31 protein-coding genes and 7 pseudogenes are annotated in these 25,554 nt (G+C 69.4%); 22 read left to right on the top strand and 16 right to left on the bottom strand.

All coding sequences use genetic code 11. From position 1 onward, the window contains the following. Positions 1-11: 11 nt before the first annotated feature. From KAE78_RS18320 to KAE78_RS03560, 4 genes are all read right to left on the bottom strand, one after another. Entirely contained in the window at positions 12-608 is a 597-nt protein-coding gene (locus KAE78_RS18320; protein WP_317451850.1) for a hypothetical protein, read from the bottom strand. Next, a complete protein-coding gene (locus KAE78_RS18315; protein ID WP_317451849.1) occupies positions 533-952 on the bottom strand; it encodes a hypothetical protein in 420 nt (139 codons plus the stop codon). The genes KAE78_RS18320 and KAE78_RS18315 overlap by 76 nt, the downstream gene beginning before the upstream one ends. Positions 953-1,064: 112 nt before the next feature. Next, on the bottom strand, positions 1,065-1,367 hold the full coding sequence (locus tag KAE78_RS03565; RefSeq protein WP_223171832.1) for a winged helix-turn-helix domain-containing protein: 303 nt from the start codon (positions 1,365-1,367) through the stop codon (positions 1,065-1,067). A 226-nt stretch (positions 1,368-1,593) separates the two neighbouring features. Continuing rightward, a complete protein-coding gene (locus KAE78_RS03560) occupies positions 1,594-1,788 on the bottom strand; it encodes a hypothetical protein (RefSeq protein ID WP_223171831.1) in 195 nt (64 codons plus the stop codon). Between the two features lie 360 nt (positions 1,789-2,148). On the opposite strand from KAE78_RS03560, the gene KAE78_RS03555 reads away from it, so the two are divergent. The 5 genes and pseudogenes from KAE78_RS03555 (at position 2,149) to nadE (ending at position 5,601) form a co-directional block, all read left to right on the top strand. Then, a complete protein-coding gene (locus KAE78_RS03555; RefSeq protein WP_223171829.1) occupies positions 2,149-2,454 on the top strand; it encodes a GNAT family N-acetyltransferase in 306 nt (101 codons plus the stop codon). Positions 2,455-2,492: 38 nt separating this feature from the next. Further along, positions 2,493-2,624, top strand: a complete 132-nt coding sequence (locus KAE78_RS17260; RefSeq protein WP_262927739.1) for a hypothetical protein — start codon at positions 2,493-2,495, stop codon at positions 2,622-2,624. Positions 2,625-2,663: 39 nt separating this feature from the next. Then, a complete protein-coding gene (locus KAE78_RS03550; RefSeq protein WP_223171827.1) occupies positions 2,664-3,128 on the top strand; it encodes a DUF1345 domain-containing protein in 465 nt (154 codons plus the stop codon). Between the two features lie 166 nt (positions 3,129-3,294). Continuing rightward, positions 3,295-4,713: a DNA recombination protein RmuC gene (gene rmuC / locus KAE78_RS03545; RefSeq protein ID WP_223171826.1), complete on the top strand. Its 1,419-nt coding sequence runs from the start codon at positions 3,295-3,297 to the stop codon at positions 4,711-4,713. A 71-nt stretch (positions 4,714-4,784) separates the two neighbouring features. Beyond that, positions 4,785-5,601 (top strand): annotated as a pseudogene (gene nadE / locus KAE78_RS03540) (ammonia-dependent NAD(+) synthetase). A gap of 37 nt (positions 5,602-5,638) precedes the next feature. Here the strand turns inward: nadE and KAE78_RS03535 are convergent. Continuing rightward, on the bottom strand, positions 5,639-6,322 hold the full coding sequence (locus tag KAE78_RS03535; RefSeq protein ID WP_223171825.1) for a DedA family protein: 684 nt from the start codon (positions 6,320-6,322) through the stop codon (positions 5,639-5,641). Between the two features lie 149 nt (positions 6,323-6,471). Here KAE78_RS03535 and KAE78_RS19345 point away from each other — a divergent pair, with 149 nt between their 5' ends. The 4 genes from KAE78_RS19345 (at position 6,472) to KAE78_RS19330 (ending at position 9,969) form a co-directional block, all read left to right on the top strand. Next, complete coding sequence (locus tag KAE78_RS19345; protein WP_411155983.1) at positions 6,472-8,361, top strand: TM0106 family RecB-like putative nuclease; 1,890 nt, start codon at positions 6,472-6,474, stop codon at positions 8,359-8,361. Positions 8,362-8,447: 86 nt separating this feature from the next. After that, positions 8,448-8,864 carry a hypothetical protein gene (locus tag KAE78_RS19340; protein WP_411156029.1) on the top strand — a complete coding sequence of 139 codons (417 nt, stop codon included), beginning with the start codon at positions 8,448-8,450 and terminating at the stop codon, positions 8,862-8,864. After that, complete coding sequence (locus KAE78_RS19335) at positions 8,786-9,028, top strand: AAA domain-containing protein (protein WP_411156012.1); 243 nt, start codon at positions 8,786-8,788, stop codon at positions 9,026-9,028. Before KAE78_RS19340 ends, KAE78_RS19335 begins: the two co-directional genes overlap by 79 nt. After that, the gene (locus tag KAE78_RS19330; RefSeq protein WP_411155982.1) at positions 9,025-9,969 is read left to right on the top strand and encodes a DEAD/DEAH box helicase; all 945 of its coding nucleotides are present in this window, start codon (positions 9,025-9,027) and stop codon (positions 9,967-9,969) included. The genes KAE78_RS19335 and KAE78_RS19330 overlap by 4 nt, the downstream gene beginning before the upstream one ends. Positions 9,970-10,191: 222 nt before the next feature. On the opposite strand, the pseudogene upp reads toward KAE78_RS19330, so the two are convergent. Then, a pseudogene (gene upp / locus KAE78_RS03525) lies at positions 10,192-10,823 on the bottom strand (uracil phosphoribosyltransferase). An 84-nt stretch (positions 10,824-10,907) separates the two neighbouring features. Here upp and tadA point away from each other — a divergent pair. Continuing rightward, the gene (gene tadA, locus KAE78_RS03520; RefSeq protein ID WP_223171824.1) at positions 10,908-11,360 is read left to right on the top strand and encodes a tRNA adenosine(34) deaminase TadA; all 453 of its coding nucleotides are present in this window, start codon (positions 10,908-10,910) and stop codon (positions 11,358-11,360) included. 43 nt (positions 11,361-11,403) lie between these two features. Here tadA and KAE78_RS03515 read toward each other — a convergent pair whose 3' ends face one another. Further along, the gene (locus KAE78_RS03515) at positions 11,404-12,369 is read right to left on the bottom strand and encodes a cation diffusion facilitator family transporter (protein ID WP_223171822.1); all 966 of its coding nucleotides are present in this window, start codon (positions 12,367-12,369) and stop codon (positions 11,404-11,406) included. An 80-nt stretch (positions 12,370-12,449) separates the two neighbouring features. On the opposite strand from KAE78_RS03515, the pseudogene proC reads away from it, so the two are divergent. Continuing rightward, a pseudogene (gene proC, locus KAE78_RS03510) lies at positions 12,450-13,284 on the top strand (pyrroline-5-carboxylate reductase). On the opposite strand, the gene KAE78_RS19325 reads toward proC, so the two are convergent. The 4 genes and pseudogenes from KAE78_RS19325 to KAE78_RS03495 form a co-directional block, all read right to left on the bottom strand. Beyond that, the gene (locus KAE78_RS19325) at positions 13,285-13,719 is read right to left on the bottom strand and encodes an alpha/beta fold hydrolase (RefSeq protein ID WP_411155981.1); all 435 of its coding nucleotides are present in this window, start codon (positions 13,717-13,719) and stop codon (positions 13,285-13,287) included. Positions 13,720-13,986: 267 nt separating this feature from the next. After that, the gene (locus tag KAE78_RS19320) at positions 13,987-14,340 is read right to left on the bottom strand and encodes an alpha/beta fold hydrolase (RefSeq protein WP_411155980.1); all 354 of its coding nucleotides are present in this window, start codon (positions 14,338-14,340) and stop codon (positions 13,987-13,989) included. 123 nt (positions 14,341-14,463) lie between these two features. Further along, positions 14,464-15,135, bottom strand: coding sequence for a potassium channel family protein (locus KAE78_RS03500; protein ID WP_223171820.1), 672 nt, complete (start codon positions 15,133-15,135; stop codon positions 14,464-14,466). Further along, positions 15,128-16,500, bottom strand: a pseudogene (locus KAE78_RS03495) (TrkH family potassium uptake protein). Before KAE78_RS03495 ends, KAE78_RS03500 begins: the two are co-directional and overlap by 8 nt. Positions 16,501-16,630: 130 nt before the next feature. On the opposite strand from KAE78_RS03495, the gene KAE78_RS03490 reads away from it, so the two are divergent. Beyond that, positions 16,631-17,047, top strand: a complete 417-nt coding sequence (locus tag KAE78_RS03490; protein WP_223171819.1) for an ArsR/SmtB family transcription factor — start codon at positions 16,631-16,633, stop codon at positions 17,045-17,047. A 104-nt stretch (positions 17,048-17,151) separates the two neighbouring features. Here the strand turns inward: KAE78_RS03490 and KAE78_RS18310 are convergent, their stop codons facing one another. From KAE78_RS18310 to KAE78_RS03480, 3 genes are read right to left on the bottom strand one after another with little or no spacing between them, the layout of a single operon-like run. Continuing rightward, positions 17,152-17,586: an ABC transporter permease gene (locus KAE78_RS18310; RefSeq protein WP_317451848.1), complete on the bottom strand. Its 435-nt coding sequence runs from the start codon at positions 17,584-17,586 to the stop codon at positions 17,152-17,154. Then, positions 17,508-17,879, bottom strand: a complete 372-nt coding sequence (locus KAE78_RS18305; protein WP_317451847.1) for a hypothetical protein — start codon at positions 17,877-17,879, stop codon at positions 17,508-17,510. The genes KAE78_RS18310 and KAE78_RS18305 overlap by 79 nt, the downstream gene beginning before the upstream one ends. Then, positions 17,876-18,817, bottom strand: coding sequence for an ATP-binding cassette domain-containing protein (locus KAE78_RS03480; RefSeq protein ID WP_223171818.1), 942 nt, complete (start codon positions 18,815-18,817; stop codon positions 17,876-17,878). The genes KAE78_RS18305 and KAE78_RS03480 overlap by 4 nt, the downstream gene beginning before the upstream one ends. An 81-nt stretch (positions 18,818-18,898) precedes the next feature. Here KAE78_RS03480 and KAE78_RS03475 point away from each other — a divergent pair, with 81 nt between their 5' ends. From KAE78_RS03475 to KAE78_RS03455, 5 genes and pseudogenes are all read left to right on the top strand, one after another. Then, a complete protein-coding gene (locus KAE78_RS03475) occupies positions 18,899-19,288 on the top strand; it encodes a TetR/AcrR family transcriptional regulator (RefSeq protein WP_223171817.1) in 390 nt (129 codons plus the stop codon). After that, the gene (locus KAE78_RS03470; RefSeq protein WP_262927738.1) at positions 19,264-19,911 is read left to right on the top strand and encodes a TetR/AcrR family transcriptional regulator C-terminal domain-containing protein; all 648 of its coding nucleotides are present in this window, start codon (positions 19,264-19,266) and stop codon (positions 19,909-19,911) included. The genes KAE78_RS03475 and KAE78_RS03470 overlap by 25 nt, the downstream gene beginning before the upstream one ends. 21 nt (positions 19,912-19,932) lie before the next feature. Next, positions 19,933-20,124 carry a helix-turn-helix domain-containing protein gene (locus KAE78_RS03465; protein WP_223171815.1) on the top strand — a complete coding sequence of 64 codons (192 nt, stop codon included), beginning with the start codon at positions 19,933-19,935 and terminating at the stop codon, positions 20,122-20,124. 139 nt (positions 20,125-20,263) lie between these two features. Next, the gene (locus tag KAE78_RS03460; protein ID WP_003792170.1) at positions 20,264-20,362 is read left to right on the top strand and encodes a 30S ribosomal protein bS22; all 99 of its coding nucleotides are present in this window, start codon (positions 20,264-20,266) and stop codon (positions 20,360-20,362) included. Positions 20,363-20,463: 101 nt separating this feature from the next. After that, a pseudogene (locus KAE78_RS03455) lies at positions 20,464-20,754 on the top strand (rhodanese-like domain-containing protein); the annotation flags it as partial. Positions 20,755-20,777: 23 nt separating this feature from the next. On the opposite strand, the gene KAE78_RS18300 reads toward KAE78_RS03455, so the two are convergent. Next, positions 20,778-20,963, bottom strand: a complete 186-nt coding sequence (locus KAE78_RS18300) for a hypothetical protein (protein WP_317451846.1) — start codon at positions 20,961-20,963, stop codon at positions 20,778-20,780. A gap of 50 nt (positions 20,964-21,013) precedes the next feature. Here KAE78_RS18300 and KAE78_RS03445 point away from each other — a divergent pair, with 50 nt between their 5' ends. The 3 genes and pseudogenes from KAE78_RS03445 to KAE78_RS03435 all read left to right on the top strand — a co-directional run bounded on the left by KAE78_RS03445 (position 21,014) and on the right by KAE78_RS03435 (position 23,327). Next, positions 21,014-21,316, top strand: a complete 303-nt coding sequence (locus tag KAE78_RS03445) for a Dabb family protein (RefSeq protein ID WP_223171813.1) — start codon at positions 21,014-21,016, stop codon at positions 21,314-21,316. Between the two features lie 97 nt (positions 21,317-21,413). Continuing rightward, positions 21,414-22,409 (top strand): annotated as a pseudogene (locus tag KAE78_RS03440) (IS481 family transposase). Positions 22,410-22,574: 165 nt separating this feature from the next. Further along, the gene (locus tag KAE78_RS03435) at positions 22,575-23,327 is read left to right on the top strand and encodes a transporter substrate-binding domain-containing protein (RefSeq protein ID WP_223171812.1); all 753 of its coding nucleotides are present in this window, start codon (positions 22,575-22,577) and stop codon (positions 23,325-23,327) included. 23 nt (positions 23,328-23,350) lie between these two features. Here the strand turns inward: KAE78_RS03435 and KAE78_RS03430 are convergent, their stop codons facing one another. Continuing rightward, on the bottom strand, positions 23,351-23,527 hold the full coding sequence (locus KAE78_RS03430) for a YegP family protein (RefSeq protein WP_223171811.1): 177 nt from the start codon (positions 23,525-23,527) through the stop codon (positions 23,351-23,353). A 263-nt stretch (positions 23,528-23,790) separates the two neighbouring features. Between KAE78_RS03430 and KAE78_RS03425 the strand changes: the two are divergent. Together KAE78_RS03425 and KAE78_RS03420 are read left to right on the top strand one after the other, a co-directional pair. Further along, positions 23,791-24,523 (top strand): annotated as a pseudogene (locus KAE78_RS03425) (sulfite exporter TauE/SafE family protein). A 207-nt stretch (positions 24,524-24,730) separates the two neighbouring features. Beyond that, positions 24,731-25,540, top strand: a complete 810-nt coding sequence (locus KAE78_RS03420) for an endonuclease domain-containing protein (protein ID WP_223171810.1) — start codon at positions 24,731-24,733, stop codon at positions 25,538-25,540. The last annotated feature ends 14 nt before the right edge of the window (positions 25,541-25,554 follow it).

Below are 25,554 nucleotides of genomic sequence, written 5' to 3'. Positions count from 1 at the left end.
CGAGGGATCGCTCAGCGCGCGCGATGATCCATCGGCGCCAGCCGCGGTCCGCGGCGCTTCTCCCGGGGTCCACCGGCGCCGATGAGTCGGATCACCCGCTGCCGGTGCCCCGCCCAGGGCTCCAGCAGCTCGAGCATGCCCGCGTCGTCGGTGCGCTCGCCGGTCAGCGCGAAGCCGATCTCGTGGGGGAGGTGGTAGTCGCCCAGACTTACAGCATCCGGATCCCCGAGGGAGCGGAGGCGGGTCTCGGCCGCCGTCCACACGCCGACGCCGGGCAGGCTCGTGAGGATGCGCTCCGGATCGGCTCGGTCGGCGAGCACGGCCCGCTCGATGCGCTCGCCGCGGGCCGCAGCGGCGACGATCGCACGTGACTGCGGCGGTTCGACACCGGCCTGGTGCCACGCCCAGGAGGGGATGCGCGCCCAGACCGACGGTGCCGGCGCGGCCCGCATCGGGCGAGGGGTCGGGCCGGGGGCGGTCTCGCCGAAGCGGTGCACCAACCGTCGCCAGGCGCGGAACGCCAGCAGCGAGGTCACCTTCTGCTCGAGCACCGAGGCGGCCAAGGCGTCGAACACCTGGTCGGTGCGGGCGAGGCGGAGCCCCGGCATCCGACGGTGGAGTTCTGCGACGACCGGATGCCGGGCGGCCTCGAATCCGCTCGGGTCGTCGTCGGCGCCGCACAGCGCCGGAACCGCCCCAGCGCGTGCTCCGCGCCCGGACCCCAGGCCGTCGCGCGGACCTCGGCGCCGACGGTGCGCAGCGCCAGGGTCGCGATACCGTCGGGCGTGCGATGCGCCCACCAGAGAGTGGTTCCGTCGACGGCCATCGTCGGATCCCACGGTCCGCGGCGCAGCACGCCGACCGTGCGGAGGAGATCGAGCGGATGGTCGGGGCGATAGGTCGTCTCTCGCGGTGCGGTGCGGGCCGTCGCGGCATCCGGAGCGAGAGACATGCGAACACCCTACGCCCGGGCGCCGACACTTCCCTGGCAGAGGACGCGCCTCTTCCTCTGCGTGAGTCGATCGCCCAGGAGGGGATTCGCCTGGCCGCGGAGCGCCGGATGCTCAGAAGCGGTCGGGCGAGGGCGTGCCGTGGCCGTAGCGGATGACGACGTCGGCGTGGCGGTCGAAGCGGTAGCCGACGCCGCGCACGGTGCGCACGATGTCCTCGTAGCGGCCGAGCTTGGCGCGGAGGCGCCGGACGTGCACATCGATCGTGCGCTCACCCGGGGTCTCGTCGTCGGGTGACTGCCAGAGGGCCTCGACGAGCTCGGAGCGCTCGATCGTGCGGCCCTCGCGCAGCACCAGGTACTGCAGCAGCTCGAACTCCTTGTAGGTGAAGGCGGCCGACTCGCCGTCGATGAGCACACGCTTGCGCGAGATGTCGACCGCGACGCCGGTGTTGTCGCCGGTCTCCTCCTCGGTCTCGGCCTTGGCGCGGGCGATCGCGCCGGGCTCGTGCAGGGCGAGACGGACGACGTCGAGGTCGCGGCCGCCGGCGCCCTGAGGCGCGAGTGCGACGGTGGCGTGGGTCTCGGCCCCGGGGCGAGCTCGGCGAGCGTGCGGCGCAGGGCGTCGACGAGCACGGGAAGGCTCACACCGGCTTCGGCGGCCTTGATCTCGTCGAGTCCGACGTAGAGGGCGAAGCCGCGAGGCGAGCGGGGCGAAGGGAGGTCGGCGGCGACCGGCTCGGCGGGTGCTGCCGCGGGGCGGCGGGAGCCAGCGGCGGGACGGCGCGGAGGTGGTTGACGCGAGTGGCGGGACGCTCGAGGAGGGCGGTGTTCGACATGATGATGGAGTCCTTGGAGGGGTGAGCCGACGGGGCTCTGAGTGTGTTGCGAAGTGACCGAGAGGCCGGTGAGCGAGCAGGCGGGTGGGTGCTCGGGGCTCAGACGTCGGAGTTCACGCGTCTGGCCGGCGGGGGTGGCTGAGTATCAGCGACACATTCGGCAACACATGCCAACACGGCCGGCCATCATCATGCCGGTCGTCCCGTTCGCCTCCTGGGCGGACAAGGGAAGTGTGTTGGTGGTCATGGGCCCGATTATGTCGGAAAACAGCGGCCCGTGTCAAAGCTGGTCCTTGTATGACGAAATGTTGCAGAGGCGGCATCCGGTGCCGGTGTCCTCTGCCGACCGTAGGCTGGGGAGTGACCAGGACTGAGGACGACGGCTTCGTGCTGACGAAGGAATCGGATGCCGCGCGCTACACCCTCACGCGCGACGGCGAGCTGCTGAGCGTACTCGACTACCGCGACGACGGTCGCACGGTCGCGCTCACACGGGCCTTCACGATCCCCACGCATCGCGGACACGGGCACGCCGCCCGGGTCGTGCAGGGTGCGGTCGAGGAGATCGCCGCGCAGGGGGATCGTCGCGTGCGCCCGGTGTGCTGGTACGTGGCCGACTGGTTCGATGCGCACCCGGAGCACGCAGGGCTCCTCTCGCAGAACTGAGGCCGGGTCCTCTCGCGTTCTGCCGAGCAGCCGATACGGTGAAGGGCACGGTTCGATCGCGCCTGCCGCTCAACCGGGGTCTGCTGCACTCCGACGCCGCCCGTCACGTCCTCGTGCTGGTGGCGATGGTGGCGGCGATCGTCGCGGGATCGTTGATCGTCATCGCGTAATTTCCGCCCGAGGACACGACGCGGCGCGACATCCTGATCATGGCCCCCTTCCTGGGATTCGGGCTGTACGGCCCCCTCTACCTCGTGCTCACGCACATCGCCTTCCGCGGCCTCCGCGGCGACGCGCTGCGCGGGCGGCTTCGGGAGACGGGCTCGCCCGGACTTCTCACGCGCTTCCTCGTGCAGGGCGGAGGCCCGAAGACCTGGGCGATCGGAATCGCCGTGGTGGCTCTGGGCAGTGTCTCCGTGATGCTCGTCGACGAGGCGCTGCGCACCAACGGGCTGTTGGTGACGAGCGGGATCCTGGCGATCGCCGGGAGCTGGGTGCTGCTCTCGGCGGTCTTCGCCGTCGAGTACGCACGCGCCTGGGCGCAGGAGGGGAGCTTCGAGTTCCCCGGCGACGGCGAGCGGGTGTTCTTCGACTTCCTCTACCTGTCCTTCCAGGTCTCCTCGACGTTCTCGTCCTCCGACGTACAGGTGTTGACCCGGCGCGGCCGGGGATGATCACGACGCACTCGATCGTCGCCTTCGCCTACAGCACGGTGATCGTCGCCGTCTTCGTCTCGATGCTCCTGACGATCGCGATCCGCTGACCCGGGGCGCCTCGCCGCAATGTCGCAGGCCCGGCGTAGCGTAGCGGTCAAGCCCCATCCGAACGAGCGAGGAGACCATGGACACCGTACTTCTGCTGCTGATCGTCGTGAACCTGCTGCTCAGCATCGGCCTGCTCCTCCTCGTGCTCTCGCGCGGCCGGGGCGAGGCTGTCTCGCCCGAGCTGCGACAGGAGCTGCACAGCCAGCGCGCTGAACTGGTGCAGACGGTCTCCGGCGGCCAGCAGCAGACGGATGCGCGGCTGGGCGACCTGCGCACGACGCTCGAGCAGCGTTTCGACGTGCTGCGCGATGAGAACGAGCGCAAGCTCGAGCAGATGCGCATCACTGTCGACGAGAAGCTGCATACGACGCTGAAGTCCTCGTTGGAGGAGAACGCGAGGCGGATCCAGGAGCTCACCGACCGCAACACCGAGAAGCAGGCGGAGCTGCGCAAGACGCTGAGTGAAGAGCTCGAGAAGCTGCGGGTGGGCAACGAGCAGAAGCTCGAGAAGATGCGCGAGACGGTCGACGAGAAGCTGCAGGGCACGCTCGAGAAGCGCCTGGGCGAGTCGTTCTCGCTCGTGAGCGAGCGGCTGGAGCAGGTCCAGAAGGGCCTGGGCGAGATGCAGACACTTGCATCGGATGTCGGCGGGCTCAAGCGCGTGCTGACGAACGTCAAGTCGCGGGGCGGCTGGGGCGAGGTCCAACTCGCCCGTCAGCTGGAGGATGTGCTCACGCCCGAGCAGTACGCCGAGAACGTGGCGGTGCGCCCCGACTCGAACGACCGAGTGGAGTTCGCGGTGAAGCTGCCCGGCACCGGTGACGGCGAGACCCCGGTGTGGCTGCCGATCGACTCGAAGTTCCCTCAGGAAGACTACGAGCGGCTGCTCGTCGCCCAGGAGTCGGGTGATATCGCCGCGATCGAGATGGCGGGCAAGGAGATCGAGAAGGCGATCCTGACGCAGGCCAAGCTCATCTCGTCGAAGTACGTCGAGCCGCCGCACACGACCGACTTCGCGATCATGTACCTGCCCACCGAGGGTCTGTTCGCCGAGGTCATGCGCCGGCCGGGCTTCGTGAGCCGGCTCCACAACGAGCACCGTGTCGCCGTCTCCGGACCCACCACGCTCATGTCGCTGCTGAACAGCCTGCAGATGGGGTTCCGCACGCTCGCGATCGAGAAGCGCTCCAGCGAGGTGTGGAAGGTCCTGAGCGCAGCCAAGGCCGAGTTCCAGAAGTACGGTCAGGTGTGGGAGAAGCTCGGCAAGCAGCTGCAGACCGCGCAGAACACCGTGAGCGAGGCAGGGCGTCGCACGCGTGCCGTCGAGCGCAAGCTGCGTGGCGTGGAATCGCTCGAGCTGGGCGAGACGACCCGTGAGATGCTCGGCGAGAGGCTCGCCGAGCTCGAGCTCTCCCCGTCTGACGACGCGGTCGGTGCCGACGGCCTCGAGACGCTGGGCTTCGACGAGGACGAAGAGGCGAGCGTCTCCGGCTGACGCGGGGGCTTCCGATATCAGTCCGTAACACGCAGGGGCGATACTGGAGGAAGCAGACCCAGGAGGAGTCCATGTCCGTCCAGCAGGAGATCGCCGCCGCTCTCGGAGTGTCGCCTGACATCGACCCGTCGCGGGAGGTCGACCGGCGGGTGCAGTTCCTCGTCGACTACCTGACCGCGACCGGCGCACGCGGCTTCGTGCTCGGCATCTCGGGCGGGCAGGACTCCAGCCTCGCCGGGCGTCTCGCGCAGCTCGCGGTCGAGCGTGTCCGCGCGCAGGGAAGGGATGCTGCGTTCCTCGCCGTCCGCCTGCCCTATCGCGTGCAGCACGACGCCGCCGATGCCGAGGCGGCGCTCGCCTTCATCGCCCCGATGAGGCCGTCGAGTTCAACATCGAGGCGGGGGTCGACGGCGTCGAAGCGGGGGTCGAGGCGGCCGTCGACGGTGACCTCAGCGATTTCAACCGTGGCAACGTCAAGGCGCGGGTGCGCATGGTCGCCCAATACGCGCTCGCCGGGCACCGCGGATTCCTCGTCATCGGGACCGATCACGCCGCCGAAGCGGTCACGGGGTTCTTCACCAAGTTCGGTGACGGCGCCGCCGACGTCCTGCCCTGTCGGGGCTCACCAAGCGTCAGGGCCGGCAGCTGCTCGAAACCCTCGGCGCGCCGGTGCAGCTCTCGCAGAAGGTGCCCACGGCTGATCTGCTCGACGGGCAGCCCGGCCGTGCCGACGAGGACGAGCTCGGGCTGACCTACGAGCAGATCGACGACTTCCTGGAAGGGCGCGAGGTGGAACCCTCGGTCGCCGCCCTCATCGAGGCGAAGTACCGGGCGACCGAGCACAAGCGCCAGCTGCCGGTGACGCCGTTCGACACGTGGTGGCGGTAGGCGCCTCCGCAGGTTCCGGAAGGGTCGCGAAGTCCCTTCAGCGCTCGATCTCGTCATCCGTGTTGTGCGGATGCCGCGGATCCGTCCCGTCGAGGTGGCGCTTCTCCATCTGCTCGACGATCTTCTTCCCGAGGAAGACGAGCAGGAAGAACGCCGCCATCACGGCGACGAAGATGTATCCCGCGGAGTGGACCTGGTCGGCGAGCTCGCGGTAGGTCCCCGCGGCGAGCGAGGCGACCGTGATGTACAGCGCGGCCCAGATGATGCACGCGGGGAGCGTCCAGGCGAGGAAGCGGCGATACGGGTAGCGGGCCATCCCGACCGTGAGGGGGACGAGGGAGTGCAGCACGGGCAGGAATCGCGACAGGAAGATCGCCGGGCCTCCGCGCCGGCGGAAGTAGCGCTCCGAGCGGTCCCAGTTCGTCTCTCCGATGCGACGGCCGAGGCGGGAGGCGCGGATCTTGGGTCCGAGCCAGTATCCGAGCGTGTACCCGACGGTCTCGCCCAGGAGTGCTCCGAGCACGACGACGACCCCGAGCGCGATGCCCTCGAAGGGGGTGGCGACAGCCGTCGCAGCGACGATGACGATCGTGTCGCCCGGCACGATGAGCCCGATGAGCACGCTCGTCTCGAGCATGATCGCGATACCCGCGAGGAGAGCCCGCAACGCGGGATCGACGCTCTGGACGGAATCGAGCAGCCAGGTGAGAAACTCGTTCACCCTCCGAGCCTAAAGCGCCCGCCTGTCCGCGATCCGAGAACGGGACAGGCTCCGCTCCTGGCGAACGCGGCGTCCGTCGTCGGCATCGTCGGTCGAGTGCGATGTCGGCGGCCGCCGCTACTGTCGAAGCAGCGGCAGACAGGAGCAACGTGCGCATCATCCACACCGAGGGGCGGGTCGTCTGGAGCGCGAGCGATCTGAAGGCGGCAGCCGAGTGCGAGTTCGCCTGGTGCCGGGCGATCGATGCGAAGCTCGGGCGGGTCGATCCGGTGGACGATCCCGAAGACCCGATGCTCGCGCGCGCAGCCAGGCTCGGTGATGTGCACGAGGAGCGGGTGCTCACCGCGTACAAGGCCGAGCTCGGCGATCAGGCGGTGCGGGTGATCGAGCGCACCTCCTCGGCCGACGACGAGGCGCTCCAGGCCGCGGTCGACGAGACGCTCGCGGCACTGCGCTCGGACGCGCAGCTGGTCTTCCAGGCGGCGTTCGCGACCGCGGAGTTCGTCGGCTTCGCCGACTTCCTCCGCCGTGACGCCGACGGTCGCTGGCGGGTGCAGGACTCCAAGCTCGCCCGGTCCGCCCGCACGACCGCGCTCATGCAGCTGGCGGCATACGTCGACCAGCTCGACCTTCTCGGCATCCCGCGTTCCGACGAAGTCGACCTGCTCCTGGGCGACGGCACGACGAGCACGCACGCCGTCGACGATGTCCTGCCGCTGTTCCACGTGCGCCGAGCGCGGCTGCGGGCGCTCATCGCCGATCGCCGTGTCGCCGATGGCGCGGAAGGCGAACCGCTCGCCTGGGGCGACGACCGCGGCGATCTCGAGGTGCGCGCCTGCGGGCGCTGCGCCACGTGCGAAGAGCAGGTGATCGCCGCACGCGACCTTCTGATGGTCGCCCGGATGCGGCCGGTGCAGCGCACCCGGCTGCGTGATGCGGGCGTCGAGACCATCGACCAGCTCGCCGCGGCATCCGACGCGCCCGCCGGCATGAACCCCGAGACCTTCGCGAACCTCCGCGCACAGGCGCGCCTGCAGATCGCCGCATCCGAGACGCCCGAGGGCGCACCGCCGCCGGTCGAAGTGCACCAGCCGCAGGCGATCCACACGCTGCCCAAGCCCAACGCCGGCGACATCTTCTTCGACTTCGAGGGCGACCCCCTCTACACGGAGGACGCGGTGGGCGACGGCGAGCGGGCCTGGGGCCTCGACTACCTGTTCGGGTGGGTGAACGACCGCGAGGAGTACACGGCGATCTGGGCGCACTCCTTCGCCGAGGAGCGTCGGGCACTCCTCGACTTCCTCGCCTTCGTCTCCGATCGTCGTCGCACCTACCCGGGTATGCACATCTACCACTACGCGCCCTACGAGACATCGCACCTGAGCGCGATGGCGGCCCGGCACGGCGTCGGCGAGGAAGAGGTCGACGCACTGCTGCGCGAGGGCGTCTTCGTCGACCTGTATCCGATCGTGCTCCGGTCGGTGCGGATCGGGGAGCGCTCCTACTCGATCAAGAAGCTCGAACCGCTCTATATGGGCGACGAGGTACGCACGAGCGACGTCCAGAAGGGCGACGTCTCCATCGAGCGCTATGTCGCGGCGCGTTCGCTGCGGGAGAGCGGGCAGGATGCCGAGGCGCAGCCGATCCTCGACGACCTCGCCGACTACAACCGCTACGACTGCGTGTCGACCAGGCGCCTGCGCAACTGGCTCATCGCGCTCGCGCGCGAAGCGGGGGTGAATCCCGCGCCGCCCGAGGAGAGCGACGCGCAGCCGTACGAACCGCCGCCGCTGGCCGGCGAACTGTACGCCGCGGCCGAGCGCGCCGAGGCGGAGGGTCGCGACGGCGGTCTCTATCGCTTCGCGGCCGCGGCGATCAGCTATTACCCGCGCGAGGCGAAGACCTACTGGCAGGGGCACTTCCTGCGACTGCGCGAGCCGGTGTCGATGTGGGCGAACGCGAAAGATGTCGTCCACATCGACCCCGCGCTGACGACCGCGCGCCGCGACTGGTCGGTCGACGAGGGGCGCGAGCGCTGAGCCGTGAACTCGAGGTCCGCGGCGAGATCGCCCCGGGAACCACACTGGGTTCGGGAGCGAGCCCGTACGCCGTGTATCCGATTCCGATGCCCTTCGAGGCCGCGTCGCCTTCCCGGGCGGTCTACTACCCGAACGCGGGGACGGAGATCCTCGAGATCCTCCCCGACGGCTACGTGCTGCTCGAGCGCGCGGTGCACGGTCAGACCTGGGACGAGCTCCCGCTCGCGCTGACACCGCCGAGTCCGCCGAACACGCGCAGTCAGCAGGCGGCGATCGTCGAGTGGGCCGAGCGCGTCGTCGGCAGCGCCCCGGACTTCCCCCGGATGCCGCGACCGACATCCTGCGCCGGATCCCGCCGCGCACGAGCTCGGGCGGGCCGATCGCGGATGCCGCAGACGACGCGATCGACGCGATCGTCCAGGCCGTGCGCGACCTCGACGACAGCTACGTCGCCGTGCAGGGGCCACCGGGCACGGGCAAGACCTACACCGGGTCGCGAGTGATCGCCCGGCTCGTGAACGAGCATGGCTTCCGCGTGGGCGTCGTCGCGCAGTCGCACGCGATCGTCGAGACGCTGCTCGATCGGGTGATCGAAGACGGCGTGCCACCGGGGAGGGTCGCCAAGGCGCCGAAGGACCGCAAGGGGCCGAGCCAGCGTACACCGTGATCCCCAAGGCGGGCATGGGCGCGTTCCTCGCCGAGCACGCCGGGCAGGGCGTGGTCGTCGGCGGCACGGCCTGGGACTTCGCGAACCCTGCGCGCGTGCCGCGCCGGGAGCTCGACCTCCTCGTCATCGACGAGGCCGGGCAGTTCTCCCTCGCCTCGACCATCGCCGTCGCGGCCGGGGCGAAGCGGCTCCTGCTGCTGGGCGACCCCCAGCAGCTCCCGCAGGTCAGCCAGGGCACCCACCCGGAGCCCGTCGACACCTCGGCGCTGGGATGGCTCATGGAAGGGCACGAGGTCCTCCCGCGCACGCACGGGTACTTCCTCTCGCACACCTGGCGGATGCACCCGCAGGTCGCCGACCCCGTCTCGCGGCTGGCCTACGCGGGGCAGCTCGATGCAGCATCCGTCACCGCGCTCCGCGAGGTCGAGGGCGTGGCGCCCGGTCTGCATCCCGTGCCGATCCGCCACCGCGGCAACACGACCGAGTCGGCGGAGGAGGCGGCCGAGGTCGTGCGCATCGTGCGCGATCTCCTGGGCCGCCGGTACACCGACTCGGCACCGGACGGCACCGTGATGGACCCGCGCCCGCTCGTGCAGGACGACATCATCGTCGTCACCCCCTACAACGCGCAGAAGCAGGTGGTGCTCGATGCGCTCACCGCGGCCGGGTACCCGCGGGTGCCGGTCGGCACCGTCGACAACTTCCAGGGCAAGGAGGCGGTCGTCTCGATCACGAGCCTCGCCGCCTCCAGCGGGCGCGATGCCCCGCGCGGGTCGGACTTCCTCCTGCTGCAGAACCGCTTGAACGTCGCCGTCTCCCGGGCCAAGAGCGTCGCCTACGTCGTCTACTCGCCGGGGCTGCTCGACGACCTGCCGTGGAGACCCGAGGGCGTCGCCCGCCTCAGCGCCTTCGCGCGCCTCGTGGGAGCCGACGCAAGCTGAGTCGGTGTCGGTGTCGGGTGAGTCCATGCCGAGCTCGCGTCGTTCCCGGCTGTCGAGCGGAGAGGCGCTGTCCGCGTGCGAAAAGACGGACGAAGCACGCGCCGCACGGCGTGTCGCGTCTGGGCGCGCCGAGTGAGCGCGCGATGGTCCGAATTCTGACTCGGCCGTCGCGGGTAGCGACGCGTGCGCCCGGCCGGGCGCCGGGCGGTCAGAGTGAGGCGCTCAGACCGTGCCGTAGAGCCGATCGCCGGCGTCGCCGAGGCCGGGGACGATGTAGCGCTTGTCGTTGAGTCCCTCGTCGAGCGCGCCGAGCACGAGCGTCACGTCGCGATCGCCGACGATCTCCTCGATCGCGGCGACGCCCTCGGGGTGCCGAGCAGGCAGATCGCGGTGACGTCCTGCGCCCCGCGCTGGAAGAGGAACTCGATCGCGGCGCCCAGCGACCCGCCGGTCGCGAGCATCGGGTCGATCGCGAAGCACTGACGGTCGCTCAGGTCGTCGGGGAGGCGTTCGGTGTAGGTGGTCGGCTCGAAGGTCTCCTCGTCGCGGATCATCCCGAGGAACCCGACCTCTGCGGTCGGCAGCAGCTTCACCAGGCCCTCGAGCATGCCCAGGCCCGCACGCAGGATCGGCACGACGATCGGGCGAGGCTCGCTGATCTTCACTCCCACGGTCTTGGTGACCGGGGTCTGGATCTCGATGGGCGAGACCCGCACGTTGCGCGTCGCCTCGTAGGCGAGCAGCGTCACGAGCTCCTCGGTGAGCTGACGGAACACCGGCGACGGCGTGCGCTCGTCGCGCAGAACGGTCAGCTTGTGGGTGATGAGCGGGTGGTCGGCGACGTGCAAGCGCATAGAGACAGGCTAGTGCGCCGCGGTACCACGCAAAAGCCGGGGCAGTAGGCTCGTGGCATCCGATCAGGCGGTGGGGGAGGTGCGATGTCGAGCGATTTCGACGCCATGGGTCGCGCGCTCGTGCTCGCGGATGCCGCGGGGGATGCCGGCGACGTGCCCGTCGGCGCCGTCGTGCTCGACCTCGACGGCCATGTCATCGGCGAGGGACGCAACCTCCGCGAGGAGACCGGCGACCCCACCGCGCACGCCGAGATCGTGGCGCTGCGTGAGGCGGCCGCCCGCGTCGGATCCTGGAACCTCGAGGGGCGCACCCTCGTCGTCACGCTCGAACCGTGCCTCATGTGCGCCGGGGCGATCCTGCAGTCGCGCATCAGCCGGGTCGTCTTCGGCGCCTGGGACGACAAGGCCGGCGCCGCCGGATCCCTCTACGACGTGCTGCGCGATCGGCGCCTGCCCTACCGTGCCGAGGTCGTCGGGGGCGTGGAGGCGGATGCCGCCACGGCTCTCCTGCGCGCCTTCTTCGAATCGCGCCGCTGAGCGGGCGCGGCGGCTCGCCGGCATCCGACGCCTGAGGAAGCGCTCAGTCGGCCGACTTGAGCACGAAGACGTCTGTCGGGGGCTCGGGGTCGAGGGCCGGCCGATAGATGTCGGGCTCGATGTAGATGATGCGCGCCTTGGGGACGGCGTCGCGGATGCGCTTCTCGATGTCGTCGATGTCGCGTGCGGCATCGCGGACGAGCTTGTCGGATGCCAGCGCCACCTTCGCCGCGACGAGCAGCTCGTCGGGGCCGATGTGCAGCGTCTTCATGTGGATGAGGCGCTGGACCTCGCCGCCGGCCTCGATCGCCTCGATGATCGCGTCGTGGTCGGACTCGGAGGCGCCCTCGCCGACCAGCAGACTCTTGGTCTCCACGCCCAGCACGATCGCCACCAGGATCAGCAGCAGGCCGATGAGGAGTGTGCCGATCGCGTCCCACATGGGGTTGTGTGTGATGGCGGTGAGGCCGACGCCGAAGAGGGCCAGCAGCAGGCCGATGAGGGCGGCGATGTCCTCCAGCAGGACGACGGGGAGCTCCGGCGCCTTCGCGCGGCGGACGAAGGCGACCCACGACTGACCGGGCTCGCGGACCTTGTTGCTCTCCTTGATCGCGGTGCGCAGCGAGAACGACTCCAGCAGGATCGCGATGGCCAGGACCGTGAGCGGGATCCAGTAGTTGGTGACCTCGTGCGGGTCGCGCAGCTTGTTGACGCCCTCGTAGACCGAGAACAGGCCACCGGCCGAGAAGAGGATGATCGAGACGACGAAGGCGTAGACGTAGCGCTCGCGGCCATAGCCGAAGGGGTGCTCGCGGTCGGCCTTGCGCTGCGCCTTCTTGCCGCCGAGCAGGAGCAGCAACTGGTTGCCGGAGTCGGCGACCGAGTGGATCGCCTCGGCGAGCATCGATGCGGAACCCGACAGGAGCCAGGCGACGAACTTCGCCACGGCGATGCCCATGTTCGCCAGGAAGGCCGCGATGATCGCTTTGCTGCCGCCGGTTGCACTCATGCCACGAGTCTAGAACGCGCGCTTGTGTCTTCCCAGACCGCACCGCCGGAGGGGTGGGCCCGGCTCCGTAGGATGGGGGCATGGCTGACTCGCTTCCCTCTCTCGCGTTCCTCGGTGCCGGATCGATGGGCGGCGCGATCCTGCAGGGGGTCGTCGCCGGCGGCATCCCGGTCGAGAGCATCCACGCCACGAACCGGACGGCCGAGAAGGCCGCGGCGCTCGCCGCGCTGGGCGGTGTCGAGAGCATCGCGCTGGCCGAACGGCCGACGGGGAACGCGGATGCGGCATCCGATGCCCGTGTCGTGCTCATCGGTGTCAAGCCCGCGATGGTCGAGGACCTGCTCGCCGAGATCGCCCCCGTGCTCAGGCCGGATGCGGTCGTCGTGAGCCTCGCGGCCGGGGTGACCCTCGCGCGCTTCGCCGCCGTGCTGGGGAGGGCGTCAGCGTCATCCGCTCGATGCCGAACACTCCGTCGACCGTCGGGAAGGGCGTGACCGGACTCGCGCGCGGAGCGTCCGCGAGCGCGGAGGACGTCGCCATCGTGCGGCGGCTCTTCGAGACCGTCGGCGCGGTCGTGGAGGTTCCCGAAGAGCAGATCGACGCGCTCTCGACGATCTCGGGGTCGGGCCCGCGTATGTCTTCCTGCTCATCGAAGGACTCACCAAGGCGGCGATCGGCAAGGGCTTCAGCGAGGCCGATGCGCGCCTGATGGCCGAGCAGACCTTCATCGGTGCCGCCGCGCTCCTCGACGCCTCAGGTGAGGATCCCGCCGAGCTGCGCCGCCGCGTCACGAGCCCCAAGGGCACCACCGAGCGCGCGATCGCCGTCCTGCGGGAGGCGCGCCTGGATGCCCTCTTCGCCGAGGCGACGGATGCCGCGCTCGCCCGCGCCCGCGAGATCGCCGCGGGGGCGTAGCTACGCCCCGATGTGCTTCCGCAGCGCCGCGCGGAACTCCTCCGGGCGTTCCAGGTGCGGGGAGTGGCCCGCGCCTTCGAGCTCGACCTCAGTGACCGTGCCGCCGGCGGCGGCGTAGGCGTCGAGCACATCACGGGTCTGCGAGACCATGGGCTGGGCGGGTGCGACGTCCTCACCCGGCCAGCCGGGGATCACGCCGAGGGCGCCGAGGTGGTTGAGGTCGAAGAACGAGGCGTCCGACACGATCGCGTCGGCGGTGCCGTGAATCCAGAGGATCGGCGGCTTCCGCGCGAGGTCGACGATCCCGGAAACGTTGAAATGGCCCGGTGCCATGGTGTTGAGCACGCCGACGCTCCCGGCGCCGAAGCCGGGCCAGTTCTCGCTCGCCGTTCCGTCGCCGGGGTAGTTCCCCGGCTCGGTCGAGGTCGTGAGCATCGATGCGACCCAGGTGTCTTCGTGCGCGCTCTCGTATCCCGCGGCGACGTAACTGCTGCGGAAGACGCTGCGGGCGAGGTCTGCGCCTCGTCGGAGGTGTCGCCGTCGCGCAGTCGCTGCACGAAGTCGGGATTGGCGCCGCCCCGCCGCATCCGGCGTCGTCTGCAGTGAGGCGTGAGCCGTCGCGCCGCGTGCCGCCGAAGCCGTAGGGCGAGACGGTTGCCTGCAGGGTGAGGGAGAGCACGGGGTGGTCGAGCGCGTACTGCATCACGACGCCGCCGCCCATCGACCAGCCCACGAGGTGGGCCGCCGGGATGCCGAGCACCTCAAGCGTCGCGGCGACGTCGTCGCTGTAGTCGCGCAGGCCCCGCGTGGCGTCGACCGGGCGCTCTCGCTGTCGCCGAAGCCGCGCAGGTCCACGGCGATCACCCGCAGATCCTCGGGCAGTGCGAGCATCTGCTCCTGCCAGAACAGCGCCGAGGAGACGTTGCCGTGCACGAGCACAAGAGTGCGTTCGGCGGGCGTCGCGGGGACGTCGGCCGCGCGTTCGAGGATGTTCACCCGCACGCGCGCGGTGTCGATCACCCGTGAGGTGATCCCGTCGAAGAGGTGTGACGCCATGGTTGGTCCTTCGGGTCGTGCGCGGCCCCGTCGCCGCGTGTGAGACGACTCTAACCGCGATCGACCAGAATGTGAACCATCTTTCAGGTCGAGCGGGGCGAGGCGGGCGCAGCCCGGATCGGGTCAGTGAGCCAGCGACGCGAACCGCTCGATGTCGCGGTTGGTGCCCGAGACGATGATGAGGTCGTGGTTGCTCACGACCGTGTCGGCCTCCGCATAGCGGAAGGGTTTGCCGGGGCTCTTCACGCCCACGACCGTCACGTTGTACTTCGTGCGCACGCCCGACTCGTTCAGGCCGATCCCGCGGATGAGCTTCGGCGGATACATCTTCACGAGCACGAAGTCGTCGTCGAAGCGGATGAAGTCCAGCATCCGCCCGCTCACGAGGTGGGCGACGCGCTCGCCGGCCTCGCGCTCGGGGTAGATGACGTGGTTCGCCCCCACCCGGGCGAGGATCTTGCCGTGCGACTGCGAAACCGCCTTCGTCCAGATCTGCGGGATCTTGAGATCGACGAGATTCGCGGTGATGAGCACGGACGCCTCGATGAGCGAACCCACGGCGACCACGGCGACGGAGAAGTCCTGCGCCCCGATCTGTCGGAGCGCGTCGATGTCGCGGGCGTCGGCCTGCACGGCATGGGTCACGCGATCGGACCACTTCTGCACGAGCTCGAGGCTTGCGTCGATGGCGAGCACCTCGCGATCGAGGCGGTCGAGCTCTCCCGCGCAGGCGGCGCCGAACCGGCCCAGCCCGATCACGAGAACAGGGGCATCGCGTTTGAGGTTCTCAGCCAACGATCGGCCTTTCCACGGGCAGCGAGTACCGCTGCGTGCGGCTCGTCGCGGCCACCGCCGCGGCGAGTGTCACTGTACCAACCCGGCCCATGAAGATGGCCAGCGCCAGGACGAGCGATGCGGAATCGGGGAGCTCCGCGGTCAGGCCGGTCGACAGCCCACGGTACCGAATCCCGAGATCACCTCGAACAGCACCGACTCCAGCGGCGCCTTGGTGATCTGGATGATCGCGATCGTCGCCACGGCGATGATCGTCGCAGCCCAGGCGACGACGCTCAGGGCCACGCGCTGCACGTCGCTGGGGATGCGGCGGCCGTAGGCCTGGACGGCCTGGCGTCCGCGCGCCTCCGACCACACGGCGATCGCGAGCACGGCGAGGGTCGTGACCTTGATGCCGCCGGCGGTCGAGGCCGAGCCTCCGCCGACGAACATGAGCATGCAGGTGACGAGCACGGAGGAGCCGTGCAGATCGTCGATCTCGATGACCGAGAAGCCGCCCGATCGGGTCATGGCCGACAGGAACAGGGCGTTCATGGTCGTCTCGGTCGCATCCATCGACCCGAAGGTGCGCGGGTTGCTCACCTCGAGCACGATGTACACGAGCGCCCCGGCGAAGAACAGCAGGACGGTCGTCACGAGCGTCAGCTTCGAGTGCAGAGACCACCGCCGCACATGCCAGACGTGCTTGGCGAGCGTGTAGATCACGGGGAAGCCGATGCTGCCCAGGAACACGCCCGTCATGAGCACGATGAGCACGAGGTAGTCGTCGGCGAACATCGTCACGCCGCCGTCGTTGGGGGTGAATCCCGTGTTCGTGAAGGCCATGGCGGCGTAGTACGGCGCCTCCCAGAGCGCGGCGATCGGGTCGATGCCCGCCATGACCAGGCCCGGGTAGAGCACGATGGCCAGGACGACCTCGATCACGATCGTCGAGATCGCCACGGTCTTCAGCAGCTGACCCACTTCGCCCAGGTGCACCGTCTGGCTCTCGTTGACGGGACCGCCGTGCGCGCGCAGCGGATTCGAGTCGCCCGCGGCGAGCAGTTTCGCCCTGAGCCCGAGGCGCTTGGAGATGACCATGCCGAGGATCGAGGCGAGCGTGAGCGCCCCGAGGCCGCCGATGTTCACGCCGATGAACACGAGCACGTGCCCGAAGCCCGACCAGTGCGAGGCCATGTCGACGGTCGACAGGCCCGTGACGCAGATGGTCGAGACGGCGGTGAACAGGGCGTCGGCGAGCGGGGTAACCTTGCCTTCGGCGGATGCCGCCGGCAGCGAGAAGAGGGCCGTGAACACCAGGATCAGCGCACAGTAGATGGCGATCGCGAAACGGGCGGGTGAGGCCGTCACGAGGTCGCGCAGCATCCGACCGGAGCGACCGAAGACACCGACCGGAGGAGAGAAGGATTCCCTGCGTGCCACCCGTCCCCTCTCCTGGAGCACCTCGCCGAGTCTTCGTCATGGTACTCCGGCCGGGGACGACTAACCTGATGACATGACCGACATCTTCGACGTGATCGCAGACGGTACGAGGCGCGACATCCTGCAGCTCCTCCTGCGTCGCGCATCAGAGGCGGATGCCGGCACGAGCGTGAGCGAGATCGTGAACGATCTCGGCATCAGCCAGCCCACCGTCTCCAAGCACCTGAAGGTGCTGCGCGAGGCCGAGCTCGTCACCGTGCGCGAAGACGGCCAGCGTCGTTTCTACAGTCTGTCGGTCGGTCCGCTCGAGGTCGTCGACGACTGGCTCGTGCCGTTCCTCGTCGATGCCTTCGGCGATGAGGCGCCCGACGTCGACTACCCGCTGGCGCCCCTGCCCGACGGTGCGACGCACGCCGCCGAGGTCGTGGGTCGCGCCGCCGCCAACGCGAAGCACGTGGTGGCGACGGCGCTCAAGCGCCTCGGCGCCTGACGCTCAGCGCCGCCCCGCCTTCCGGCGGAACAGCCACGCGCCCCACGTCACCGCGATCACGAGGATCAGCACGCACCAGAACAGCGCCCACAGCGGTTCGGCGTTCAGCGGCGTGCCCATGAGCAGCCCGCGGATCGTCTCGACGATCGGCGTGATCGGCTGGTTGCCGGCGATCGGCTGGAGCCAGGACGGCATGGTCGACACCGGGGCGAAGGCGCTGGACAGGTACGGCAGGAACAGCAGGATGAACCCGTAGCCGTTGGCGGCCTCGGGGAGCCTGCGGCCAGGCCGATCGCGGCGAACAGATAGGTGATCGCGAGGATGTACAGCGCGATGAGCGCGCCGGCGGCGACCCACTCCCAGAACGTTGCGGTGGGCCGGAAGCCGACGAGCACACCGACGCCGATGACCACGGCCGTGGCGATGAGGTTGCGCAGCAGGCTCGCCACGACATGACCGGTCAGCACCGCTCCCGCGCGAAGCGGCATCGTGCGGAAGCGGTCGATGATGCCGGTGCGCATGTCGTTGGCGACATACACCGCCGTCGAGGAGGCGCCGAAGCCGGCGCAGATGAGGATGATCCCGGCACCACGTAGTCGACGTAGCCGCCGGTCGCATCCAGCGCGCCGCCGAACACCCAGGTGAACAGCAGCATGAGCATGACCGGCAGCATGATCGCCATGAGTAAGGACTCGCCGTCGCGCAGCGAGTGGCGCATGCTCCGGCCGACGAAGATGCTCTCGGCGGTCACGCCTCGGAGTCGGGGACGGATGCCGTCGGTCGCCGAGCTCGGCCAGGGGCCCGTGCGCGGGGAGAGGGTCTGGGTGTTCATGCGTTCTCCTTCACAAGATGCTCGGATCCTTCGGCCGGCCCAGGGGCCGAGGTCAGCGCCAGGAACACGTCGTCCAGGCTCGGCCGGCGCAGGGTGACGATGCCGTCGGCGCCGGCCTCGTCGAGGGTGTCGACCGCCTCGCGCAGTCCGCGGACGGTGCCGTCGGTGGGGATCTCGCGCAGCAGCTCGCCGTGCGCGTCGTGCAGCTGGACGGTGTCGCCGCCGATGCGGGACTTGAGTTCGGCAGCGGTGCCCTCGGCCGCGATGCGGCCTTCGTGGAGCACGGCGATGCGGTCGGCGAGCTGATCGGCCTCTTCCAGGTACTGCGTGGTGAGGAAGACGGTGGTTCCGGCGTCGGCGAGTGTGCGGATGATCTCCCACAGGTCGCGGCGGCTACGGGTGTCGAGCCCGGTGGTCGGCTCGTCGAGGAAGAGCACCTGCGGGGTGACCACGAAGCTCAGCGCGAGGTCGAGGCGCCGGCGCATGCCGCCGGAGTAGGTGCGCACGAGCCGGCTCGCGGCATCCGTCAGCCCGAACTGGGCGAGGAGCTCCGCCGCCCGAGCACGGGAGGCGGAGCGGCTGAGCCCCGACAGTCGTGCGAACATCACGACGTTCTCGGTCGCGGTGAGGGCGTCGTCGACCGCGGCCGACTGACCGGTGAGGCTGATGCGGCGCGTCACCTCGGCGACCTGGGTGCGCACGTCGAAGCCGAGGACGCGGGCGGTGCCGGCGTCGGGGGAGACGAGGGTGGTGAGGATGCCTACGGCGGTGGTCTTGCCGGCGCCGTTCGGGCCGAGCAGGGCGAAGATCGAGCCGGCGGCGACGGTGAGGTCGACCCCGTCGAGCACGGTGTTCGCCCCGAAGCTCTTGCGCAGGCCCTGCACGTCGATGGCGGGTGTGGCCGCTTCGGCACCCTTTCGGTCGCTCGATACAGGCATGGGCATCCTTTCCGTGTACGGATGAAACTGTTTATGACTATAACATACGGTTTACGGGGTAGACAGTTCTAGACTGGGGGCATGGTCGAGCAGAGGGAACCGGAACTGCCGCGCGGCATCGCACTCGCCTGGGGAGTGGCCGCCGCGCCGCAGCGCGGACCCAAGCGCGAGATGTCCGTCGAACGGATCGTCGACGTCGCGGTCGAGATCGCCGATGCCGACGGGCTTTCGGCGGTGTCGATGGCGGCCGTCGCCGCCAAGCTCGGCTACACCCCGATGTCGCTCTATCGGTATGTGACGGCCAAAGACGACCTCGTCCTCCTCATGCAGGAGCAGGCGACCGGCCTGCCCTCGGAGGCATCGCGCGAGGGCACCTGGCGGGAACGGCTCGAGAGTCTGTATGCCGAGCAGGTCAGCAGCTACCTCGCCCACCCTGGGCGTTGGAGGTGCCGATCAGTGGCGTGCCGGTGACGCCCAACAGCGCCGCGTGGATGGATGCCGGCCTGCACGCGCTCGCCGAGACGCTGCTGACCCACGACGAGCGCATCTCGGTCATGCTGCTGGTCACCGGATTCGCCCGCTGGACGGGGATCGTCTTCGCCGGGTACGACCGGGGCGCCAGGGAGAGCGGGCTGACGACGGAGGAGATCACCGTCCGCGACGATGCGCTCTTCCGCGAGCTCATCACCGCCGATGCCTTCCCGAGTCTGCGGGAGGCCATCGACGCCGGGGTGTTCCTTGATGAGAACGACCCCTTCGCCTTCGGCCTGGCGCGGGCGCTCGACGGTGTGGCGACGTACATCGAGCGGATCGAGGCGGGCGGGGAGCGCGAAGCGCCCCGCAGCCCGACGACGCGCACCCCACGGGCCTGGATGAGGACAAGCGCGTGCGCGACGCGCGCAAGGCCGTGCGCGAGGCCGAGAAGGCCCTGCGCGACGCGCGGAAGCTGGAGCGGCAGGCGGTGCGCGAGGCGAGCGAGCGGCTGTCGCGGCGTTCGTCCTGACGGCAGAGGGTGCGGCATCCGCGACCGACAGTGGGTTTCACATCCACCACATGGGTTTACACGTGCCCATCCGAGCCGTAAAGTGTGGTGATTGGGAGAAGTGGGGCAGAAGATGGCCGAGGTATCAGACGCACGATTCCTCACGGTCGCCGAGGTCGCGGAGATCATGCGCGTATCGAAGATGACCGTGTATCGTCTCGTGCACTCCGGAGAGCTGCCCGCGATCCGCTTCGGTCGCAGCTACCGTGTTCCCGAGTCGGCCGTCACCGACGCCCTGCATCGTCCGATCGCCGACGTCGGCTGATCGTTCCGCGCCTCCAGATCTCGGCGGCGGCGAGCGGCGCCCCGCGGGTTTGCTAGACTGATCCGAGGCATTTTTCGTGCCGACACCCGGGTGTCCCACTCCGACCGCGACATCCAACCCCTGACTTAGTGAGGTTTCCGTGGGTTCAGTCATCAAGAAGCGCCGCAAGCGCATGGCGAAGAAGAAGCACCGCAAGCTGCTTCGCAAGACTCGTCACCAGCGCCGCAACAAGAAGTAGGCGCCTTCAGCAAGCTCAGGGACCGTAGGCATCACCACGCCTATCCGGTCCTGTTCTTGTCTGCGCCCGACATCCGAACCCGACGTTCCCCGGAGGATGAAGTGAAGTCGATCACCGTCGAGCAGCTCGCCACTCGCAGCGGCACCCCGCTCATCGATGTGCGCGAGCGCGACGAGTTCGCCGCCGGGCACGTTCCCGGCGCCGTGAACCTGCCGATGTCCGAGCTCGGCGACCGACTCGAAGAGCTCCCCGCCGAGGCCTTCGACGTCATCTGCCAGGCCGGCGGGCGCTCGGCGCGCGTCGTCGAGGCGCTCGAGGCCCGAGGCTACGACGCCACCAATGTCGAGGGCGGCACCGGCGAGTGGATCGCCCAGGGCCGCGAGGTCGAGGTCCCCGGGCGTGACGACGATCACGGTCATCGGCAGGCCGGGGTGCCATCTGTGCCCACGGCGCTGGAGATCGTGGAGACTGTCGTCGCCCAGCTCCCCGACGCCGTCGGCGATGACATCGACATCGTCGAGGAGTCGATCGACGACGACCCGCCCTCCACGCGCTGTGGTGGGAGAAGATCCCCGTCGTGCTCATCGACGGCGAGTTCCACGCGCAGTGGCGCGTCTCAGCCGATCGGCTGCGAGAGAGACTGGAGAAGTCATGACCCTTCGGCACGTCGTGATGTGGAAGCTGGCCTCGACGGATGCGGCAGAGCGCTCTGCTCAGGCGGCCGAGCTCGTCCGCCGGCTGCACGCCCTCGAGGGCTTCGTCCCGCAGATCCGCGCGATCACGGCATCCGCCAACACCCTGTACCCCGAGGCGAACTGGGACGCCACGCTCACCGTGGACTTCGACTCGGTCGAGGCGCTCGAGGAGTACCGGGTGCACCCCGATCACCAGGAGGTCGTCGCCTACGTCGCCTCGGTGGTCAGCGAGCGGGCCGTCGTCGACTTCGAGGTCTAGCTGTAGTTCCCCGACACGTTGTGAACGGCTGAGGTAGGGCGAAGACCTCCGGGACGATGTGGGTACCACCCTCACATCGGATTCCACGGAGGTCTTCGTGACTCACGCTAACGCGCCTTTGACGCCGGAGGGCGTCGTCGTCTTGCTGTTCTCGTCGTTGATCGGAAATGGTCGCTGCGGCGGGCCGCGGAACGATTCCAGTGTTCGCCGGGGACGGCGAAGAAGTGGGCGGACCGGTATCGGGCAGGGCTGCCGCTGACCGATCGCAGCTCGAAGCCGCGCAGGTCCCCCGGTCGGCTGCCGCGGAAGACGGAGCGGCGGATCGTGTCATTGCGGTTCAGCCGCCGATGGGGCCGCACCAGATCGCGTACCACCTGCGGCTGCACCGGTCCACGGTGGGCCGGGTGCTGACCCGCTATGGCATGCCGCTGCTGGCGCACCTGGACCAGGCCACCGGGCTGCCGGTCCGAAAGCCCAAGCCGAAGCGGTACGAGGTCGCCGCACCCGGTCAGCTGGTGCATGTCGACATCAAGAAGCAGGGCCGCATCCCCGATGGCGGCGGGTGGCGTGTCCACGGGAAAGGATCCCGCAGGATCGGGCTGCCGGCGTCGCCCGGGGCAGGCAGCCCGGGCGGGAGCGGCGGGCTCCCGCGGCTACCGGTACCTGCATCACGCCGTCGACGACCACTCCCGGGTCGCGTACTCAGAGATCCTCGACGACGAGCGCAAGGAGACCGCCGCAGCGTTCTGGACCCGCGCGAACGCCTTCTTCACGAGCCTCGGCGTGACCGTGACCGCGGTGATGACCGACAACGGCGCCTGCTACCGATCGCACGCGTTCGCTGACGCTCTCGGCGACACCGTCAAGCACAAGTGGACGCGGCCCTACCGGCCACAGACCAACGGGAAGGTCGAACGCTTCAACCGCACCTCGCCGCGGAATGGGCCTACGCCGCGCCCTACGCCAGCGAGGACGAGCGAGCCGAAGCCTACGAACGCTGGCTGCATCACTACAATCACCACAGACCCCACACCGGCATCGGCGGCCAAACCCCTCAGCCCGCGTTCACAACCTCACAGGGAAGTACATCTAGCCGCCGGGACCGGCCGGTCCGGGTGCGAACGCGCGCGGCATGCCAAGATGGATCCCGTTCGACGGGTGGGCGATGCCGCCCGTACCGAGGAGTCGGAATGCAACGAGGTCATCCCCTCGCTCTGGGCAGTGCGCTCGTCGCGGCTGCCGCCCTCGTGCTCACCGGGTGCGCCAGTGGTGGGAACGGCGGCGACCCCGGCGACGATTCCGTGGGCGAGGAGTTCGGCCTGGTGCAGCCCGGCACGCTCACGGTCTGCTCGGACATCCCCTACCCGCCCTTCGCATTCGAGGACACCGCCGCCCCGGCGGCTACTCGGGCTTCGACATCGACCTGCTCACGGCGGTCGCCGACGCGCTCGACCTCGGCATCTCGATCCAGGTGGTCGACTTCGACGGGCTGCAGTCCGGCGCCACGCTCGCGACCGGTCAGTGCGACATCGCGGCATCCGCCATGACCATCACCGAAGAGCGCAGGGCGAACCTCGACTTCTCCGACCCGTACTACGACTCCCTGCAGTCGCTGCTCGTGCGCGCGGACTCCGGCATCTCCTCGATCAAAGACCTCTCGGGCAAGAACCTCGGCGTGCAGCAGGGCACGACGGGCGAGGCGTACGCGAGCGAGAACGCCCCGGCGGACGCAGAGATCATCGGCTACCCCTCCGACGCTGATCTGGAGCCGGCGATCCGGGCGGGCAACATCGATGCGATCCTCCGGGATCGGCCCGTCAACGTCGAGCACGAGCGCTCCGACAGCACCTACACGATCGTCGAGGACTACAACACCGACGAGCAGTACGGCTTCGCCTTCGCCAAGGGCGAGAAGAGGGCGCTGCTCGCCGCGGTGAACGACGCCCTCATCCAGCTGCGCTCGGACGGCACCTATCAGCAGATCTACGACGGGTACTTCTCGGCGAACTGACGCGGGAGGTCAGCCGCACGGGGTCAGACCTCGACGACCTCGGCATCTGCTGCGTTGCGCCGGACCGAGTCGATGCCGTTCAGCGCGCTCGACTTCGAGGAGTACCCCTCGCTGACGGCGATGGTCTCACCGTTGCCCGCCTTCAGCCGGAAACGGTACTCGCCCGCCTTGTCGGTGTACAGCTCGAACTTGCCAGCCATGAGATTCCCTCTCGTCGTGGGTGCCGGAGTGCTCCCGGAGATGACGCTAGCGTGTGCGGGCCGCGCTGGGAAGAAGAAACCGAGGGTCCACGATGGGCGAGGTCTCGCGCGGCCGGCGGATGCAGGAGAATGGAGCGATGCGCGCCGTCTCCCCCTTCCTCCCGCGGACTGATCCCGTGGACGTCGGCGCCTTCTTCGGACTCGAGCAGCTCACCTGGACGGTGCTGGTGCTCATCGTCGTCGCGGCCTTCGCCGCGGGCTGGATGGACGCCGTCGTCGGCGGGGCGGGCTCCTGCAGCTGCCGGCGCTGCTGCTGATCCCGGGATCACGCCGGTGCAGGCTCTGGCAACCAACAAGCTCGCCTCGGTGTTCGGCACGGCCACCAGCAGCGTCACTTACTACCGTCGGGTCAAGCCCGACATCCGCACGGCGATCCCGATGGCCGTCATCGCCCTGGCCGGCTCCTTCGGCGGTGCGGCTGTGGCGACGGTGCTGCCGGCATCCGCTTTCAAGCCGATCATCGTGGTCGCGCTGCTGGCCGTCGCGATCATCACGGTCTTCCGTCCGCACCTGGGCGTGGCGACCGCGCTGCGCTTCTCCGGCCACCGCCACCACATCATGGCCGGGCTCGCCGGGCTCGTGATCGGCTTCTACGATGGCCTGCTCGGCCCGGCACCGGGACGTTCCTAATCATCGCGCTCGTCGGTCTGCTCGGCTACGACTTCCTGCAGGCCAGCGCCAAGGCGAAGATCGTCAATCTCGCCACGAACCTCGGCGCCCTGCTGCTGTTCATCCCCTACGGGCGGTGCTATGGCCGCTGGGCTGCTGCTGGCCGCGGCCAACGTCGCCGGGAGCTATCTCGGGTCGCGCATGGCGATCGCCCGAGGCTCTCGATTCATCCGAGTGGTGTTCCTCATCGTCGTGCTCATCCTGATCGCCAAGCTGGGCGTCGACGTGTGGCACGAGAACATCGCGCCGCTGTTGGCCTCCGCATAACTCCGCAGATCTGCACGACTTCGGAGGAATCCTCGGAATCCGTGCGAGACAGCGCACATCTGCGAGGTTGCGCGGGGAGACGTGTCCTGCACAGATCCCGGATGCCGCGGAGCTGTCCACATCCGCGCGGAACCGGCTCAGTGGGATCCGTTTTCGTGCCACTCTCGAGCCGTGCGGGAACAGCGTCGAGAGCTCATGATCAGAGCGATGGCCGAGACAGACGGCGTCGCCCGATTCCTGCGTCTGCGCGAGCGAGGGCTTTCGCGGCACGAGATCGACCAGGGCGTGCGTGAGGGCGTCATCAGCCGCGTGCGCCGTGGGTGGTTCGCGCTTCCCGGTGCAGACCGGATGCTGGTGAACGCCGCGCAGGCGGGAGTCGTGCTCAGCTGCCTCACCCAGGCGAAGCGGCAGGGCCTCTGGGTGCACGAAGCGCCGGCGATCCCGCACGTGGGGGCGTCTCCGGGAAGCTCGGGGGGAAAGCCGGAGGGCGTGCACGTCCACTGGTCGCGGCCCGTGGTGCCGCGGCATCCGGATTCTCTCGTCGATCCGATCGAGAACGTGCTGGCGCTGGTCGCCGAGTGCGAACCCTTCGAGCAGGCTCTTGCGACCTGGGAGTCCGCGCTCAACAAAGGGCTGGTCACCTGCGAGTCGCTGCAGGGCTATCCCTGGAAGCCCGCTGCGCGGCGCATCCTCGCAGAGGCGCAGCCCTTCGCGGATGCGGGACTCGAGACCTATCTGCGCCCGCGTCTGCGCTGGCTGCGCCTGCCGCTGTACTTCCAGACCTGGATTGCCGGGCACAGGGTCGATGCGCTGATCGGCGCACGGCTCGTGCTGCAGATCGACGGCGCCACTCACGTGGGAGCGCAGCGCACAGAGGACATCCGTCACGACGCGCAGCTGCGGCTGATGGGGTATCACGTGATCCGGGTGAGCTACAGCCAGATGATGCACCAGTGGCACGTGGTGCAGGATCTGATCATGCGCGCGGTCGCGCAGGGGCTGCATCGCGCGGCCTGAGACCGCGCAATTCC

Source organism: Microbacterium sp. NIBRBAC000506063, from assembly GCF_017968845.1.
Lineage (GTDB): Bacteria > Actinomycetota > Actinomycetes > Actinomycetales > Microbacteriaceae > Microbacterium.
This window is presented reverse-complemented; position numbering and strand designations above follow the sequence as displayed.

Coding starts and splice junctions, on each gene's coding strand:
- KAE78_RS18320 (WP_317451850.1), bottom strand. CDS start 608: ATGCCGGGGCTCCGCCTCGCCCGCACCGACCAGGTGTTCGACGCCTTG.
- KAE78_RS18315 (WP_317451849.1), bottom strand. CDS start 952: ATGTCTCTCGCTCCGGATGCCGCGACGGCCCGCACCGCACCGCGAGAG.
- KAE78_RS03560 (WP_223171831.1), bottom strand. CDS start 1,788: ATGTCGAACACCGCCCTCCTCGAGCGTCCCGCCACTCGCGTCAACCAC.
- KAE78_RS03550 (WP_223171827.1), top strand. CDS start 2,664: ATGGCCCCCTTCCTGGGATTCGGGCTGTACGGCCCCCTCTACCTCGTG.
- rmuC (WP_223171826.1), top strand. CDS start 3,295: ATGGACACCGTACTTCTGCTGCTGATCGTCGTGAACCTGCTGCTCAGC.
- KAE78_RS19340 (WP_411156029.1), top strand. CDS start 8,448: ATGCCCTTCGAGGCCGCGTCGCCTTCCCGGGCGGTCTACTACCCGAAC.
- tadA (WP_223171824.1), top strand. CDS start 10,908: ATGTCGAGCGATTTCGACGCCATGGGTCGCGCGCTCGTGCTCGCGGAT.
- KAE78_RS03515 (WP_223171822.1), bottom strand. CDS start 12,369: ATGAGTGCAACCGGCGGCAGCAAAGCGATCATCGCGGCCTTCCTGGCG.
- KAE78_RS19325 (WP_411155981.1), bottom strand. CDS start 13,719: ATGCTCACGACCTCGACCGAGCCGGGGAACTACCCCGGCGACGGAACG.
- KAE78_RS19320 (WP_411155980.1), bottom strand. CDS start 14,340: ATGGCGTCACACCTCTTCGACGGGATCACCTCACGGGTGATCGACACC.
- KAE78_RS03490 (WP_223171819.1), top strand. CDS start 16,631: ATGACCGACATCTTCGACGTGATCGCAGACGGTACGAGGCGCGACATC.
- KAE78_RS18305 (WP_317451847.1), bottom strand. CDS start 17,879: ATGAACACCCAGACCCTCTCCCCGCGCACGGGCCCCTGGCCGAGCTCG.
- KAE78_RS03480 (WP_223171818.1), bottom strand. CDS start 18,817: ATGCCTGTATCGAGCGACCGAAAGGGTGCCGAAGCGGCCACACCCGCC.
- KAE78_RS03475 (WP_223171817.1), top strand. CDS start 18,899: ATGGTCGAGCAGAGGGAACCGGAACTGCCGCGCGGCATCGCACTCGCC.
- KAE78_RS03465 (WP_223171815.1), top strand. CDS start 19,933: ATGGCCGAGGTATCAGACGCACGATTCCTCACGGTCGCCGAGGTCGCG.
- KAE78_RS03445 (WP_223171813.1), top strand. CDS start 21,014: ATGACCCTTCGGCACGTCGTGATGTGGAAGCTGGCCTCGACGGATGCG.
- KAE78_RS03430 (WP_223171811.1), bottom strand. CDS start 23,527: ATGGCTGGCAAGTTCGAGCTGTACACCGACAAGGCGGGCGAGTACCGT.
- KAE78_RS03420 (WP_223171810.1), top strand. CDS start 24,731: ATGGCCGAGACAGACGGCGTCGCCCGATTCCTGCGTCTGCGCGAGCGA.